Annotated in this window: 13 protein-coding genes; 8 read left to right on the top strand and 5 right to left on the bottom strand. The window is 42.3% G+C overall.

Translation table 11 applies throughout. The features are described 5' to 3' along the window. Positions 1-413: 413 nt before the first annotated feature. The 6 genes from ACHZA2_RS01980 (at position 414) to ACHZA2_RS01955 (ending at position 8208) form a co-directional block, all read left to right on the top strand. Positions 414-698, top strand: a complete 285-nt coding sequence (locus ACHZA2_RS01980) for a hypothetical protein (protein ID WP_319578308.1) — start codon at positions 414-416, stop codon at positions 696-698. A gap of 611 nt (positions 699-1309) precedes the next feature. Next, complete coding sequence (locus ACHZA2_RS01975; protein WP_319578306.1) at positions 1310-1822, top strand: nucleotide exchange factor GrpE; 513 nt, start codon at positions 1310-1312, stop codon at positions 1820-1822. Beyond that, the gene (gene dnaK, locus ACHZA2_RS01970) at positions 1794-3680 is read left to right on the top strand and encodes a molecular chaperone DnaK (protein ID WP_319540454.1); all 1887 of its coding nucleotides are present in this window, start codon (positions 1794-1796) and stop codon (positions 3678-3680) included. Before ACHZA2_RS01975 ends, dnaK begins: the two co-directional genes overlap by 29 nt. A gap of 17 nt (positions 3681-3697) precedes the next feature. Continuing rightward, positions 3698-4759 (top strand): molecular chaperone DnaJ, encoded by a 1062-nt coding sequence (gene dnaJ, locus ACHZA2_RS01965; RefSeq protein ID WP_319578305.1) that lies wholly within the window; start codon positions 3698-3700, stop codon positions 4757-4759. A gap of 13 nt (positions 4760-4772) precedes the next feature. After that, positions 4773-5237 carry an Hsp20/alpha crystallin family protein gene (locus ACHZA2_RS01960; protein ID WP_319578304.1) on the top strand — a complete coding sequence of 155 codons (465 nt, stop codon included), beginning with the start codon at positions 4773-4775 and terminating at the stop codon, positions 5235-5237. 352 nt (positions 5238-5589) lie between these two features. Next, on the top strand, positions 5590-8208 hold the full coding sequence (locus tag ACHZA2_RS01955) for an MEMAR_RS02690 family S-layer glycoprotein (RefSeq protein WP_319578303.1): 2619 nt from the start codon (positions 5590-5592) through the stop codon (positions 8206-8208). A gap of 737 nt (positions 8209-8945) precedes the next feature. On the opposite strand, the gene ACHZA2_RS01950 is transcribed toward ACHZA2_RS01955, so the two are convergent. The 4 genes from ACHZA2_RS01950 to ACHZA2_RS01935 form a co-directional block, all read right to left on the bottom strand. Continuing rightward, complete coding sequence (locus ACHZA2_RS01950; RefSeq protein WP_319578302.1) at positions 8946-9821, bottom strand: hypothetical protein; 876 nt, start codon at positions 9819-9821, stop codon at positions 8946-8948. A gap of 247 nt (positions 9822-10068) precedes the next feature. Next, positions 10069-11115, bottom strand: coding sequence for a hypothetical protein (locus ACHZA2_RS01945; protein ID WP_319578301.1), 1047 nt, complete (start codon positions 11113-11115; stop codon positions 10069-10071). 348 nt (positions 11116-11463) lie between these two features. Further along, positions 11464-12174 (bottom strand): hypothetical protein, encoded by a 711-nt coding sequence (locus ACHZA2_RS01940; RefSeq protein ID WP_319578300.1) that lies wholly within the window; start codon positions 12172-12174, stop codon positions 11464-11466. A gap of 369 nt (positions 12175-12543) precedes the next feature. Next, positions 12544-12717, bottom strand: coding sequence for a DUF1328 domain-containing protein (locus ACHZA2_RS01935; protein WP_319578299.1), 174 nt, complete (start codon positions 12715-12717; stop codon positions 12544-12546). A 500-nt stretch (positions 12718-13217) separates the two neighbouring features. On the opposite strand from ACHZA2_RS01935, the gene ACHZA2_RS01930 reads away from it, so the two are divergent. Both ACHZA2_RS01930 and ACHZA2_RS01925 read left to right on the top strand, forming a co-directional pair. Further along, positions 13218-14162 carry a hypothetical protein gene (locus ACHZA2_RS01930; RefSeq protein ID WP_319578298.1) on the top strand — a complete coding sequence of 315 codons (945 nt, stop codon included), beginning with the start codon at positions 13218-13220 and terminating at the stop codon, positions 14160-14162. 773 nt (positions 14163-14935) lie between these two features. Beyond that, positions 14936-15277: a hypothetical protein gene (locus ACHZA2_RS01925; RefSeq protein WP_319578297.1), complete on the top strand. Its 342-nt coding sequence runs from the start codon at positions 14936-14938 to the stop codon at positions 15275-15277. Positions 15278-15699: 422 nt separating this feature from the next. On the opposite strand, the gene ACHZA2_RS01920 is transcribed toward ACHZA2_RS01925, so the two are convergent. Continuing rightward, the gene (locus tag ACHZA2_RS01920; RefSeq protein WP_319578296.1) at positions 15700-15924 is read right to left on the bottom strand and encodes a hypothetical protein; all 225 of its coding nucleotides are present in this window, start codon (positions 15922-15924) and stop codon (positions 15700-15702) included. Positions 15925-15991: the final 67 nt, after the last annotated feature.

The following is a 15991-nucleotide window of genomic DNA, read 5'->3' as shown; positions in this document are numbered from 1 at the left end:
TTCATATAATGGATATAAATGGGTACAAGGATACCTGCAAGAGGAGAACCTTCCCCATTGAGGAAATACAAACCTTGTCTGACCATGCGAAACTGACATATCAATCCTACATTATGTCATACTCAAGAAGCAGTAGAAAGATCTCAACTTACATATATGAGATTTTCTTTTACATTCACCCGGATATCCATGATACGTTATCAGGAAGTAACCAGCATGTTCAGATCAGCATGTGAGTACTTCATTGCCATTTCCCCGGGTAATGAGTTACATACCTGTTTCAATTGGGTAGTTCTCCTCCTGTTTGTTTTATAATCGGCAATTAATCCTGGACTGAACTGACGTGAATTAAAATGTACAGCATGATACCGACTGTATGATGTTGATACAGAATACCGGAAGATTTGGAACATATGAAGTCATTCAACATAACCGAGCCTTCTATGAGACTCATAGATGAAGAAACATCTGTTCGGATCCTTACGGTTCTGCCTGATATCGACGAAGAAAAGATCAGGATTGATCTTGAAAATAATTCATCACTTGTTACCATAACGGCATCAGGTGCCAGAGTTCAGTATCAGAAAACAATTGTAATCCCTTGCAACGTACGATTTCTAAAAAAGCGCTTTTATGATGGGGTTCTAGAAATAATTCTTGAAAAAACACTTCCGAACCTATCACAAAATCTGCCGTAATGAGCCCTTTTCTACCTTGAAAATCGATTGCAAATTTTGTTTCAAAATTTGATTTCTGCCAACAATTCTATACAAATAATCATTCCATGTTCCGCCGGGTGAGGGTAATTATCAGCAGTGTAGATAAGCGGAAGAGATACCACGTAGGTGATGATATCAGCTTTACCTGGGGAAAGTATCTCGATCTGAAAGGAAATTTCCACAAAAACCATGCATCCGGATATTTGAACTTCTGTGTAACTGACCCATTTATTGGGAATACCAGTGTTGAGTCTCTGGATCATCTGTACAACGAATATATTCGGATGTACTGGAAATTTCCCCCTGGTAACTAATGATCCATGATGACACGAGCAGAAACACGTGAGGCAGATATCGGTCGATTTATCAAAAATTAAATTTGATAAATTATTTGCCCGAATGCCTGTATGGTAGGATCAAATCTGATGAATGGGGATCAGGTCTGTCTTAAGGATATATTATCGCAAATTACACCTTTCAGGCTAGAATAGGGATAAATGAGAGGATATTTACCATTTCATTGGGCTGCCCGGAAAGGACTGATCTCAGGCATCATCATGCAATAGACGAAGACTGGAAAAAGGGGAACAATGGCAGAAGATCTGGAGCAGATAACAAACGATCTCGAGAGGCATGTCAAACTTGCTGAAGACCGGCTCAATCAGCTGAAGTACCTTCAGGCAGATTTTGAGAACTATCGCAAGTGGTCTGAAAAAGAAAAGGCAGTAGTTATCGCCCTGGCGAATGAGAGCCTGATCAAAGATCTTCTGGTGATACTGGACGATTTTGACCAGGCTATCCCCTCTCTTGAGAAGGAGGAGAATCGGGAAGGGCTCCTCATGATCAGGAAAAAAATGATGAAAATCCTGAGCGAATATGGGCTGCAACCAATTGAGTGTGAAGGTAAAAAATTTGACCCACATTTTCACGAGGTAATCAGCAAGGAGAGATGTCAGCAGGAATCAGATACGATTCTTAAAGATTTCAGCACCGGATACCAGTTGAAATCGAAGGTCATCAGGCCATCAAAAGTAAAGATTGCAGAGCATTTTGCAGAAAATGAAGGTGAAAATAATGGCAAAAGAGAAGATTATCGGAATTGACTTGGGAACATCCAACAGTGAAGCGGCGGTCATACTTGGTGGAAAACCAACTATCATTCCTTCAGCTGAAGGAGCCACGGTAGCTGGGAAGATGTTTCCCTCCTATATCGCCTTTACTGCTGAAGGACATCTTCTTGTTGGAGAACCTGCCCGGAGGCAGGCAGTGAGTAATCCCGAAGATACGGTGACTGGTGCAAAGCGAAAGATGGGCACCGATTATATCTATAAAATATCAGGAAAGGAATACACTCCTCAGCAGATCTCTGCATTTCTTCTGCAAAAGATAAAACGGGATGCAGAAGCGTTTCTCGGAGAACCAATAACCAAGGCTGTAATCACTGTCCCTGCATATTTCAATGACAACCAGCGAACCGCAACGAAAGATGCAGGAAAGATAGCAGGACTTGATGTGGTCAGACTGGTGAATGAGCCTACTGCTGCTTCAATGGCATATGGTCTTGATCGGAGCGGAGAATACAAAATCCTCGTATTTGATCTTGGGGGTGGTACGCTTGATGTCACAATCATGGAGTTTGGAGGAGGAACGTTCACGGTTCTGGCAACCTCCGGGGATACTCAACTTGGGGGCACTGACATGGACAATGCAGTCTATGAATGGATCGCAGCCGAGTTTCAAAAACTTGAGGGAATTGACATCCGAAATGATAAGATGGCGATAACCCGGGTAAAAGAAGCAGCAGAAAAGGCAAAGATTGAGTTATCAAATGTCATCGAGACTGAGATCAATCTGCCCTATGTTTCAGCTACCCAGGCAGGGCCCAAGCACCTCTCGATGAAACTGAGCAGGTCTAAACTTGAACAACTTGTTGAACCGATCATCAAACGCTGCATTCATCCTTTTGAACAGGCACTCACCGATGCCAGCCTGACCAAGGACGACATTCAGAAAGTAATCCTTGTTGGTGGACCCACCCGGATGCCGGTTGTTCAGAAATTTATCGAGGATCATATCGGTAAAAAAGTAGAGCGGGGAATTGACCCGATGGAGTGTGTGGCCATCGGAGCAGCTATCCAGGGTGCAATATTAGGTGGTGAGATCACCGATATGGTGCTTCTCGATGTGACTCCGCTTACCCTTGGTATCGAGACGATGGGAGGAGTGAGAACCGGACTGATTGAGAGAAACACCACGATCCCTACGAAAAAAAGTGAAATTTTTTCAACTGCAGCTGATTACCAGACTTCGGTCACTGTTCATGTTCTCCAGGGAGAACGTCCCATGGCAAGCGACAATGTCAGTCTGGGCCAGTTTAATCTGGTAGGTATTCCCCCGGCTCCCCGTGGGGTACCCCAGATTGAAGTGACTTTTGATATCGATGCATCAGGAATCCTGAATGTGTCAGCAAAAGACCTCGGGACCGGAAAAGAACAGAAGATGACCATCACAGCTTCAACAAAGCTTCCTGATACTGATGTGAAGAAGATGGTCAATGAAGCAAAGCAGTTTGAGGAAGATGATAGGAAACGTAAAGAAGACGTCGAGGTCCGCAACTCTGCAGATTCGTTACTATATACAGCAGAAAAAACAAAGTCAGAACTAGCTGACAAACTGGATCCCGAGCATGTTGAAACCATAAATGCTGCAATTGTGGCCGTAAAAGCAGCATTAGAAGGTAAAGATACCTCTCGGATCAGGGTAGAGACTGAAAAACTCCAGAAAGTTCTGGGTGAAGCTGGATCTGCAGTGTATCAGAAAACCGCTCAAAAGTATGCCGAGCAGCAGGGAGGAGCGAAGTGTTCAACTCCAGGATGCGACGAACCATCTGGCCAGGAAACCGGTGCATCAGGGGGAGAGAAGGTTGTTGATGCAGATTTCAAGGTTAAGGATGAGGAATAAGACATTTCGTTTACATTATGGCAAAGAAGGATTTCTATGAGATCCTGGGCGTAAAAAAAGATGCGTCACAGGACGATCTGAAGAAAGCATTCCGGCATCTTGCCAGAAAATATCATCCTGATCTCAATCAGGGGAGTAGCGAAGCCGAAGAAAAATTCAAAGAAGTTAATGAAGCGTATCAGGTCCTGAGCGACCCTCAGAAGAAAGCCCAGTATGATCAGGTAGGGCACGCAGACTTCAAACCTGGTGAGTATACACAGGCTAAAACTCCCAGTTATGACGATTTATTCAGGGATTTCGGGTTGGGAGACATATTTGATGCTGTCTCTTCCGGTACCGCCAGAACCCGCAGCCGGGCAGGTGCTGATCTCAGGTATGATATAGAAATCTCTCTTACTGACGCTTTTTATGGAACAAAAAATACCGTAGCAGTTCCTCACCAGATCGTCTGCACAGTCTGTCAGGGGACCGGAGCAGAACCAGGTTTTTCCAGGACCTGTACATCCTGTCACGGGACCGGAGAAATTCGGACAGTGCAGAAGAGAGGCCATCAGCAGGTGATGAATATTGCGCAGTGCCCGGTATGTAATGGGGTCGGCACCATCATTGAGAAACCCTGTAAATCCTGCCAGGGAAGAGGGGTACTTCAAAAAACCAGGAAACTTGAGGTTTCTATTCCCCGTGGTGTAAAGGACAAGCAATTTTTGCGGATTGCCGGTGAGGGAGAACCAGGAGAGAACCAGGGACCACCGGGAGATCTGTATGCGGTTGTCCATGTAAAGCCTGACCCCTTATTTGAGAGGCAGGGGACAGATCTGCATAGTAAAGCAACTATCGGAGTGAAAACGGCTATACTTGGAGGAGAAATTTCCGTGCGTACGATTACCGGTATGGCATCCCTGAAAATTCCCAGGGGAACCCAGAGCCACACCCTCTTTCGACTCAAGGGGCAGGGGATGCCATACCTAAACAGTACCAAACGAGGTGATCTTCTGATAAAAATTTTGGTTACGATCCCGCAAAATCTGACCCCCAGGCAGGAAAGTCTTATACTGGAAGCCTTTGCAGGAGAAAAATAGGGGGGTGAACAAGATGGAACGATTGTATTTCCAGCACGTTTATGAAGAACTTGAGGTGATGAGAAACTACATGGATTCGCTCTTTCAGCAGATCCAGGAGAGCAACCCGATTCCCTTACTTCCTTCTTCAAGTGAACCATCCAGAAAATTACTCCCAGGTGTGCAGGATAATCTCCAGATTCAGATTGTAGAATATAATGATGAGATTGTGGTTAGTGCTGAAATGATTCCCGGTGACCTCAAACGAGACATCACGATAAACCTGATTCATCCAATGGCCTTGAAAATCTCCTGTGTACGCAGAGAGTGGAAAAAAGAGGATAAAATTGAATATACCATGTGCGAACACAGTTTTGGGTATATATCACAGATTATTCCCCTTCCTTCGCCAGTCACCAGCGAAGGAACATATACCTCATTGAAGAATGGCATTCTGAAAGTACACCTCAAAAAATGCAATGAAAATCCGGAACGGTAGTATCAGAATCTTCAGTGGATAACTAAAAATCTACCCATTTTGGACCACAATACATTAAGACCCTGCTAACTACTCCTCTTCTTCAAATTGTATATGATTCAGGATGATTACATATTTGGCGATTTTTTTGCCCATGCATCCGAACAGATTGTAGGATTGCACTTTTTGAAAATGAATAGCCAGAAATTGTAGATCTGGACCCTGTCAAAAAATCAGATACAGTCCTCTATTATTCTGGTTCTAATATTTGAGTTCAATAGGAAAGGCTATCTACCTTACAATAGAGGCGTACTACCTTTGGTAATGATTTTTTTGGCAATCTCTCTACCATCGGATTGCTCGAGGACATGTAATGTACGCAAAAATCGCAGTAGTAATTATTCTGCTTCTCGCATGTGTATGTGTTGCACTTCCGGCATCTGCAACCCTGAACAAGGTTAACTTGGGAGGCGATATTTTCCTTGGTGAAAAAAACCTAGATGTGAGCGCAGCAACCGGAAGCGCAAATCAGATCGCATGGTGGCAGCCAGGCAGTAACTCAAACACTGAGCAGCCAGCAGATATCCAGTCTGTAACTGATGCAAAGACCTTCTACGTGTCTCCAGATATCTTCATCGGTAAGACCGGTATCTGGTACCAGTGGAATGGCAATCCAAATGCCAACGGGACTCCAAAGGGACTCCCAGCATTTAATGTCAAAGAACCATCTCTCAATCTGAAGATCTGGGACGCAACTGCTGGTGAGGATATAACCAGCAAGGCAATCCCGGTCGGGAACTATGCAAATTTTGCAATTGAAACCAATATGCATAGTATCTCTAGCCGTACAGGATACCTGGCTGCTGACGGTCCATTCAAATTGAAGGTTAAATCTGCAGACGGTGGCGTATATCAGCAGCTTGCTGGTAACAATGGCAAGGAGTGGCCACTCAATGTGCAGACTGTCAACAACCAACTTTGGTACTGGGTTGGAGAAGGGAGCGATCACTCCAAGTATGCAAAAAATGATGGCTGGAACACAGCGGCTGAGGACAAGAACAACAACCACCTGTACAAAGCCGGTGTGTACACTGTCTGGGTTGAGTGCAACGCCAACTCAATGAAGGATCAGTACAAATCACCAGATGGTTCTGACTATACCGGAAAGACGATCTCTGCTGTGAAAACCGTTCAGATTGCAACCGATCAGGTTAAGATCGAAGCCAACAAGGACACTATTGTTCGTGGCAATCCGTTCTCCGTCACCATCACTGGTGTTCCAAACGCAGAGTACATAATCTGGGTCAAAGGGACAAGCTCCATGACCGGAACTTCAACAGATCAACCACCAATGATCCTGACTTCTCAAGACAATGTGAAACAGGATGATCCGGCAGGTCCGTACGAGATTGGTAAGTACCAATATGAGGGTGGTGCAGGGAAGAGTGTTAAACAGGATGTCCCTGATGATCCCGATTACCATGGAACCAAGACGTATTCTCAGGTAAAGTTAAACTCAAGCGGTACACGTACCGTAGAATTTAAGACAACAAAGGACACTAAAGACAAAAAATATACAGTCCGTGTCGAGCGAAAATCAGGTAACCAGTACAAGTCAGATGAAGTAGACATTAAGGTAGAGAAGGGAGATGTCACCGTCGTCGCTGCAGGTGACCAAAGTTTCTACCTAGGTGAGGAAGTAAAACTATCAGGAACCAACTCCGAGACTGATATTTCGTACCTTTTCATCACGGGTCCAAACCTTCCCACAAACGGAGCAATGCTAAAATCTCCAAAGAAGGAGGTCAACAATGACCAGCCACAGTCTTTTGATCAGGCTGATGTTCAGGATGATGACACTTGGGAGTATAAGTGGCAGACCGCAAACCTCGAAATTGATGCAGGAACGTATACAATCTACGCAGTAAGTGGAGCAGACGATAGAGGTCACTTGAATAATGCTCAGTATGACACAGTCTCACTCGTGATCAAAAAGCCGTACATCCAGGCAACTGCATCTGGCAGCGTGGTTGCTAAGGGAGACAAACTCTACATCAGAGGGACTGCTGAAGGAGATCCATCACAGGGCATATCATTATGGATTCTTGGAAAAAACAAGATACTCTATGCAACGGAATCCGTGAATGATGACATGTCATTCGAACACGAGATAACAGAAACCGAGACCAAGAGCCTGTATGCAGGTCAGTATTTTGTTGTCGTTCAGCATCCGATGTACAACAATGAGTTCGATATCTATCCTGACAACCCACTAAACCCACAGATTGTCCTTGGATCATATCCAACCCGTGGTTCTCAACTATTCAAGATTGGAGGGCCTGGTGCACTTCAGGGCACTGATGCAGCAGAAGCTCTTATCCAGTCAATCAACAATGCCATGGTTGATGACACTTATACAAAGCTGCAGTTCCTTGTAGAGGAGCCAAAAGTCACTATTAATCCACTCGGTGAGCAGAAGGTAGGATCCAGGTTCGAGATCTCCGGTACAACCAATCTGGCATATGATGATAACGATCTACTCATTGAGGTTACTTCATCCTCATTCAAGCCCACTGACAAGTCCCAGAGTGGTGAATTCAGCGGTGCAACTGGAACAGTTAAAGTTAAGCAGGGTACTGATGGTCTGAACAAGTGGAGTTTCAGCGTTGACGCGTCCACTTTCAAGCCAGACGAGTATATCGTCCGCGTATCTGGTGTTACCACTGACGTAGTTGAGACTACACTGTTCAACGTTGTTGAGGCAGGCGGAGCTCCAACTGAAGCAGCTACCCCGGCAGCAAAAGTCACACCAGTTGTCAATGTTACCCCGACAGTTGCTGACAAGAATGCAACTCCAACCGAAAAGCCAACTGTAACAGTAACCACTGTTCCACCAACCCCTGATCCGACCCAGAAGTCCCCTGGATTTGGTGCACTGATAGCACTCGCTGGCCTTGGGGCAGTAGCATTCCTTGTAATGCGCCGAAACTAAAGGTTAAACCCTAAATCTTCTTTTTTAACCCTTCGATAATTGATAAGGCTCCTGAATCATAATACTGTGTGATTTATGAAAATCTGTAATCATTACTGTAAAACTTTCAATAATAGATGAGATATTATTTTATTATAATGGATGAGGAACACAAATTCCTGAATATCACTCAAAAAAATGATTCTGGATCACCGCTGTAAACCAAATAAAATTATGTAAAACTAAATTGTGTTGATATTTTTTAGAACCTGAAAAATTATTCAGTTCCATTTTTATCTCCTTGAGTGGGTGCAAGTAGACCTGTAGGGTTTGTATGCTCCGGATGGTTATTTCCATGCGGATACGGATATAGAGAATAAAAAAGTGGGAGAATTGGTTTCAATTTTTGTTTCAAATAACGGAATTCAGGCTTTCAGGTATCTATGAAGACAAGGACATATGTACGTCCGGAAAGTGGAATTACCGATCAGCGTTTTTTTCACTTTCCGTACCTTTTTTCCGCATCGGATTCATCCCGTTCATCGCCATAGAATACGGGTAATTTGTTGCAGAGGGCAAAATACCTGAAAATATCGTCTTGAGGAGCGATCATTGATAGTACGAGCGTCCGGTTCTGTAATATTTGAAGATGATGAGCCTTTGATTGGAACAGTTTTCAACGGAAAATTATGTCTTCACTCTCTGTGTATTAATGGATATTTCCGAATCCGATGGTTTGAATTCCAGAAAAAGAGTATTTATGGAGAGGACACTGGGATAAACTCAGCATTCGGTGCTGATACACTATTTTCGTATGTGCTCTCAATCTTTGGCACATCTTCTGCCCATGTATAGATTGTTTCAGTGGATACGGTAACATCCGGTACTTCAGCAATACTGATGGGAATATCAAAATAACAGGTATAACTATTCATACGCAGATTGTATGCTCCGCTATCTCTGTGGGCATAGACCATCACATAGTAGGTAGATCCTCTTTGTGGACTGGCTATCGATACAAAGACATCCGGGCCACGAGCGTGATAATTGGTGGAGCAATATGAGTCTTGTGGGTTACACTCCTTGAATGCGTATACATCAAAAATATCTCCGCAATCTGATCGGGTCTCAAATATATCCTGTCGAATATTCTGATCTACAGATCTGCTCATGATTATCGGAGATTCCTCACAAAACCCGGAACCCGTAACTGTCCAATCGATGAGAGAACGGCCATCATCCGGGATGTAATAAGCATAAACCGCTGCCTGTCCTTGATAGAGATACCCGGATCGGTCAACGGATTTATACGGACTACACAAGGCGGGATAGGGCACAATTGGGGTGGGAGTCGGGCCAGGTGGGACACAATTGCTATCTGCGGTTACATACGCAGTACCGCTACCGGAACGGGCAGATACTACAACACACCAGAGACCTTCATCCAGATACATGGTTACGGTCCCCTGACTGTTGTACGCGACTCGATCATAATGAGTCATAATATCCTCATCAGAAGGACAAGATCCCAGCGATCTATCATTCTTTATTGCATACAGATCAAATGCTGCTTCATTGGGTGACACAACGGTAACCTGTGACCCACAGGAACCATACACTCCAATTTCATGCATAGCTGCTGATCCTTCCCAAAGATAATACGATTTGGGAAAGTCATTTGTATAACCACTAGCCGAAGAAATTATCCCCCAAAAAGTAACAAATAGCAGACAAAAAGAACTGTAATGAGAGAATGACCGCATAATTTACCCTCCTCGAGATATAGCCGCAATTCGTTTGTTATTACATTATTCAACAAAAATTTTTTTTCAGATGCTTTTCTTCACTTTAGAAGAAAAAAAGGTGAATCATGAGTTTTTTTTATGTTCCTTCAGAGAGAACAACCTCTGCAGTTGGCGCACTAACTTCTGGTTCAGAAGCCATATCCTGAACGCTTGAAGCAGACGCAATAATCGGGGCACTTCCTGAACACTTATAACTGTTCATCTTCAGATCGAAAGTTCCGCTGCCACTACGTGCATATACCATCACATAATAGATTGAACCGCTTGATGGGGATGCTACCGATACAAAGGAGTTCGGTCCTCTTGAATAATACCGGGTAGAGCATCCAGTAGTCTTTGGATTACAGTCCTTGAAGATGTAGAGATCAAATAATGAGGTTGCACTTGAGGAACTACTGAGTGCTGCAGTATCACCAACAGATGCGGCAATTATCGGTTCATTCCCCCCACTTGGGGAGCTAGTAGAAGTCATGGTCCATTCAATCTTCGAGCGTCCATCACTTGGAATGGAGTATCCATAGACTGCAGCTTGTCCCTGATTCAGGTATCCTTGTCGGGAATCAGTTCTATATACGCCACAGGGATAAGGTGTCGGGACAGGGGTGGGATTTGATGTTGGGTTTGGACAGACTGAAGTTACTCGTAGTGAGTATGAACCACTTCCAGAAGATCCATAAACTGCCATACACCAGACTCCGGGATCCAGGTTCAGGTACTTGGTCCCGCTGTATCCATACATTACTTTATCATAGTTACTTCGAAGGGCAAAGGCTGTCGGGCAGTATCCGGATCCCGAACTTTTCTTTGCATATAATGTAAACCGGGATCCATAACTCGAAGTCATCCGAACTGTTCCGGGACACGTCAAAGTTACCCGGTATACCTGCGATGACTGGCCCTGCATAAGAGCCGTATCAGTTTCACTGAGAATATTCATCTCTTCTTTTTGTACCGGAGAGATGTCCGTATCAGTTCCGGCAGTATCCGGAGTAATTACCGTAACTTCTCCAGGCGTTACCTGAGTAATAACGCTGGCTTCCTCAGCAAATGTCATGGCTGCAATGAGAGTAATCAGGAGCAACACCAGGCATATCATGCTGAATTTATTTATAAATTTCATCATTTTCATCCTCAAAGTAGAAGTAATGTTTTATAATTAACATACATCTTTTCCGAATTCTTTCCCTGATATGGTTTTTTAATAACATACTATTGAACATGTGATCCCCTCATACCAGAGTTAACCTGCATTGGAAATGGGAGCATATACTTCTTGCCGGTTTTTGCAAACAGTGAAACCAATATTATTTCCTCAAGTCATGTGAAAAAACCGGTCGCGAAGAGGGGGTTTTGGATCCAGTTCTCCAGATAATCCCTACCTTACCGTCTCTATCTGAAGAAATACCATCAGAAATAATGAATCGAAAAAGAGAAGATATAATCCATATCTGAAATGAACCCTATCCCCTGGTCATCTATAGGCAACCGTAGTCAATCCTTCTGAAGAAGATTGAGAATATCCTGTACTGGAACTTGTGGCATAACGAGTAGTATTCGGAGTAGATTCCACAAAAGAGGAATAGGTGCTGCTGGTACCTGAATTGGATGGTGAAGAAGAGCCTTTCTGTATTGCAAGAATATCATAGGTACTGGAATCTCCAATTGGGAAAATCGTGAAATACCATGATCCTGCATCGATATCCAAGGATATCGGAGCAGAGGAGGTTACCTTTGTAAGGGTTCCATAATTATCTCTGTTCGTCGCATTTAGTGGATACGTTTTACTCTGCTTAGAGTAAAGTTCAAATCCGCTGCCTGAAAGAGACGTGGCTAGTAACCTGCCTGCATTTTTGAAGTTGATCTTTTGAATGGAGGATTGATCCTTATTCAGCATGAGTACACTTTCTGTAATGACTTCATCCATTTGACTCGTAGAACTACCAGATGATTCTGGAATTGCCGTGTATGAGGTTGAAGTATCAAATTGAGTAATACTCGATGCATTCTGAAGATCAGGATCGAAAGGAGGATAATTCGTGTAAGTGGATGATCTCGAAATGGTATTTGCATCAGAGATTACAGATGGATCCGATATCGCGGACGAACCCTGAATCGCTGATGAACCAGAGGCTGTATCCCCACTAACATTTGCAATAAGACCTGCACTAATGATGAAAAGCATCAAGATAATGCATATCCGGATAGTGCCGGAGTTTTTTTTCTCTACTTGTTGTTTCATAAAACCACATCGGTCAAGGATATAAAGAGAACAAATTTCCATTACTCCATATACGTAATATTATTCGGGTAGATTCTAAAATTTGATTTGAAATTTGATAATTTAACAGATATGAAATACGGCATGGATAAGAGATTTGGTTTTTCTCAAAGAGAATGATAAAATGAAGAATCTTCATTAACAATTTTTCCATTATTACAGAAAAAACTTACATCAATTGTTGTAAAATAATTGCGATGAAACTTCATCCACCCATGTAAGGAAAAAAGAGTTAAACTGAATTCTTCTCATGTGGTTCAGTTTTGTAGACCGTTAAAAGCCCCCAAAGCCACCTAGTACGAATGACACAAGAGCAACAATAACAAAGATTATCACGAGGATTTTAGCAATTTCCATGGTAAATCCAGCGATTCCCCGTGCACCTAATATGTAAAAGACCAGTGCTAATATAAGAAAAAATACTGCCAGGCCAATCAGACTTATCATCTGTTTCTCATCTCCTTATACATCATGATTATCAAATCTCTTCTTGTCCGGTTATCCGAATGTACCTTGCATGATTGCAGAAGCTGACCATATACCTATGGTTAGGATCCAAAAAATGTGTCATACTTTGGAAAAAACAAAGCTTTTCACTAATCTAACAACTGGGCTCTTTGACATATATTGTTGTCATGAGAATCGTTCTGATGTTATCAGGATTTGTTCCAAAAATTGCAATATTACAAAGATTCTTTAAAATTTCCAATTCAAGACAGGGGGTAGTAGGGATAATAACCATTCTTCCCCTGTCTTGTAACATAGTACGATCTGGTTTATCAGCCCTGGGATGAAAAAAAGTCTATTGGCTTAACAGAACATCGGTGAAGAAAGGATGCAGTAGAAAACAGATCTAGTTTCAGATAAATCATCTGAAGAAGCATCCCAATATCACGGAAGATTGATTATAATCCTTACGTATTGTTAAAATGCAGAAGGGAGAAAAGATGAGAATTATTTCAGAAATTTTTTATGTTGCATTGATTCTGCTAATCATTGCAATTGGTGTTGCCCCCGGATCGGCAAGTTCCGGATATTTCTGGTCAAAGAGCGGATATCTGAATACTGGACAGGCAGCAACATATGAGATCCAGGTGGATTGTGGTGCAAAGCTGACTTTGAACGGTCCATATGGATCTGATTTTGATATCTATGCAATAAGGAGTGGAACAGGGAACTGGCCCTCTGAAAGTTATATCAGATCGCATTATGATAAAGCCGAATTAACTTTCAATCAGGTTAAAAATATGAACCTGGATCAGGGGAATTGGTATGTCGTCATATATGCATACTCCGGATCGGGAACGTTCCAACTAGATGCTTCAAGTGACTGTTATCAGCCTGAACCTTACAATCCAAATCCATGTTATGGAGACCCAAATTGCAGGGCAACGAACTGTCCTTCTGAAGCCACGGATGTAAAGACCGGATACCTGAATTCTGGAGAGTCCAAGACATATGTATATCAGATCATGGGTAATAGAAATTATATCGAGTGGATCCTTACCGGAGGATGTCTTGATGCCATAATTCCCATGTCAATGATGTCATCAAACGAGGTTCGGACAATCAGGAACAGTTATTGCGGGCCAGACTTCTCGCTTTACATCTATAAGGACTGTGATCCACGGTATGATTCCTGTACTGCAACCAGGGTTGATTTGAGCAGCAGTTCCAGTAAATATGTTGGCATCACCTATCCAATCACTGGATCAAAGTACTATGCCCAGATAATCACTACGAATGGAAGCGGAGCTTATACACTTACTGCCCGAAGTTACAATTGCAAGAATGACATCATCGCAATGATGGCACAACAACCAGAATTGATTTCAATGATGAGCACTGGATCAGATGTAACTGCACCTGTAAGTATATTCAACTCAAATTAATGGAATAACAAAGGAATCACCATTCGGTGGCCTTTTTTTGGTATAATTTACACAAATATCCCGGACCTCAAGTTTTTTATATTTGATTCACAAATAGCCCGTCTAATTCTGTCAATAGTCCCGATAATACAGGACATACAAGAGTACATAAAACCGCAAAAAAATGCTATCATGAATAGAGCAAATTCAGTTTCAACCCAACTTTGCCACTAACAAGAAATAAATGTGTTCTTAATGATGTTTGAATCGACCAAAGTGCAAACAAAACTAAGAACCAATGAACTTGAGCTGAATGAAAATATATCCTTTCCTATCGGTACCATTTTCCTTGTAGATAAACATTATGATGTCCTGAACTTTGTGATATTTTCAGGAAACACAAGACGAGGGGTATTGATCTCAATAATCTGCTTCGAGCCCTCATCAGTTACAAATTGACAGATAACTTCAGTATATAGAGATCTTACGACTGGATCAACCGGCCTGAAGTGCTTGCCGAATTTTCCTCCCTTCCTTCAGCGAGAGAACACTTTACCGTGTCCTTGAAATCCTTGGTGCTAATCGGGATGAAATCATCTCTGACATCCAGGATGTATTCTTTTCGAGGTACTATTTTGAGCAACCAACATCAACATGGGCTGGACCAGCATTGTCCTTCATGTCAATGAGGCCCGGCTTGGAAAGTATGGATACAGCCAGGATCACCGACCCGATAAAAAAACAGATTGCCGTTGGCGTTACAGAACTTTCCGACCCGATCAATATCCCTTGGGATGACAATCGAACCTGGCAATCTCAATGATGAGATCCACTTCAAGAAGTCATATCAACAGACAAGCAACTGGCTGAGAAAGGGATATCCAGTGATATTCGATAGAGTGGCGAACAGTGTCATTAATACCCAGATGATCCGTTCAGATAATCTCCAGAGGATAATTAATTACCCCCTCAAAACAAATGGTAGTTTTTATGCTCTTTATAGACAACAGTTCACCAAATGGGGGTTTTTAGCTATTCTCAACTGTCCAATACAGTTTCCCGATGAAATTATGGAAAAATGGATCACGATAGTAGATGATCTCATTAAGCGTCTGAAATCAATGTGGCAAACTTAATTTATTAGACATAAGGATCCATTGAGAAAATTATAAGACGAGGAATTGGCGGATTCTATTAATAATACCAATGATATAAGAGCGAAAATGTGGGCCCAAAATTTAAAACGGTTCATGACACAGAAGTTTTAAAATTCTATGGTATCGATGTAAAAATTAATAGATTTACACGCTCTTAACTAAGAATCATGTAAATATTTGAGAATATTTCTCTCGTGATGCCGTAAGGTGTTGTTCGAATATTGAAATGTTTTTAAAAAAAAGGTTCGGTTTCTAGCAAGATAAGAAATTCAGGCCAAAATTCTGGAATTCAAATTTACTGGTATCGATCATTTTATGAAATGTTGCAGAAGATGTTGATCTATTTCATATGGAAAGTTACGCGGTAGTTTTTGATTTTACCAACTTAAGCCCCATTTTCTTTATTTTTTCTTTAATTGAGCTCCAGCCTGATGAGCTACAATTTTGGCATCAGCAACTGATTTGCTAATGCTAATTTTGATATCATCAGAGACTTGTTGTGCTTTGTCACTTGCATCTTTATGCAGATTATGGGCAGAGACCGCTGCATCATCAATTACTGCATTTGCAGCCACACGAGCATCATCTGCTACTTTGCTGGCTTTCACTTTAAGATTATCTGTCATAATACCTCCTTCTTTCTCTGATCTGATATATAAGATAATAATAACTCCAAATTTTCCTACATATCAG

Origin of the sequence: uncultured Methanospirillum sp., from assembly GCF_963668415.2 — an archaeon.
Classification (GTDB): domain Archaea; phylum Halobacteriota; class Methanomicrobia; order Methanomicrobiales; family Methanospirillaceae; genus Methanospirillum.
This window is presented reverse-complemented; position numbering and strand designations above follow the sequence as displayed.

Bases quoted from the DNA above. Each gene is read 5' to 3' on its own strand.
- ACHZA2_RS01925 (WP_319578297.1), top strand. From the start codon at position 14,936: ATGACAATCGAACCTGGCAATCTCAATGATGAGATCCACTTCAAGAAG.
- ACHZA2_RS01955 (WP_319578303.1), top strand. From the start codon at position 5,590: ATGTACGCAAAAATCGCAGTAGTAATTATTCTGCTTCTCGCATGTGTA.
- ACHZA2_RS01980 (WP_319578308.1), top strand. From the start codon at position 414: ATGAAGTCATTCAACATAACCGAGCCTTCTATGAGACTCATAGATGAA.
- ACHZA2_RS01920 (WP_319578296.1), bottom strand. From the start codon at position 15,924: ATGACAGATAATCTTAAAGTGAAAGCCAGCAAAGTAGCAGATGATGCT.
- ACHZA2_RS01935 (WP_319578299.1), bottom strand. From the start codon at position 12,717: ATGATAAGTCTGATTGGCCTGGCAGTATTTTTTCTTATATTAGCACTG.
- ACHZA2_RS01975 (WP_319578306.1), top strand. From the start codon at position 1,310: ATGGCAGAAGATCTGGAGCAGATAACAAACGATCTCGAGAGGCATGTC.
- ACHZA2_RS01930 (WP_319578298.1), top strand. From the start codon at position 13,218: ATGAGAATTATTTCAGAAATTTTTTATGTTGCATTGATTCTGCTAATC.
- dnaK (WP_319540454.1), top strand. From the start codon at position 1,794: ATGGCAAAAGAGAAGATTATCGGAATTGACTTGGGAACATCCAACAGT.
- ACHZA2_RS01950 (WP_319578302.1), bottom strand. From the start codon at position 9,821: ATGCATGAAATTGGAGTGTATGGTTCCTGTGGGTCACAGGTTACCGTT.
- ACHZA2_RS01960 (WP_319578304.1), top strand. From the start codon at position 4,773: ATGGAACGATTGTATTTCCAGCACGTTTATGAAGAACTTGAGGTGATG.
- ACHZA2_RS01945 (WP_319578301.1), bottom strand. From the start codon at position 11,115: ATGATGAAATTTATAAATAAATTCAGCATGATATGCCTGGTGTTGCTC.
- ACHZA2_RS01940 (WP_319578300.1), bottom strand. From the start codon at position 12,174: ATGCTTTTCATCATTAGTGCAGGTCTTATTGCAAATGTTAGTGGGGAT.
- dnaJ (WP_319578305.1), top strand. From the start codon at position 3,698: ATGGCAAAGAAGGATTTCTATGAGATCCTGGGCGTAAAAAAAGATGCG.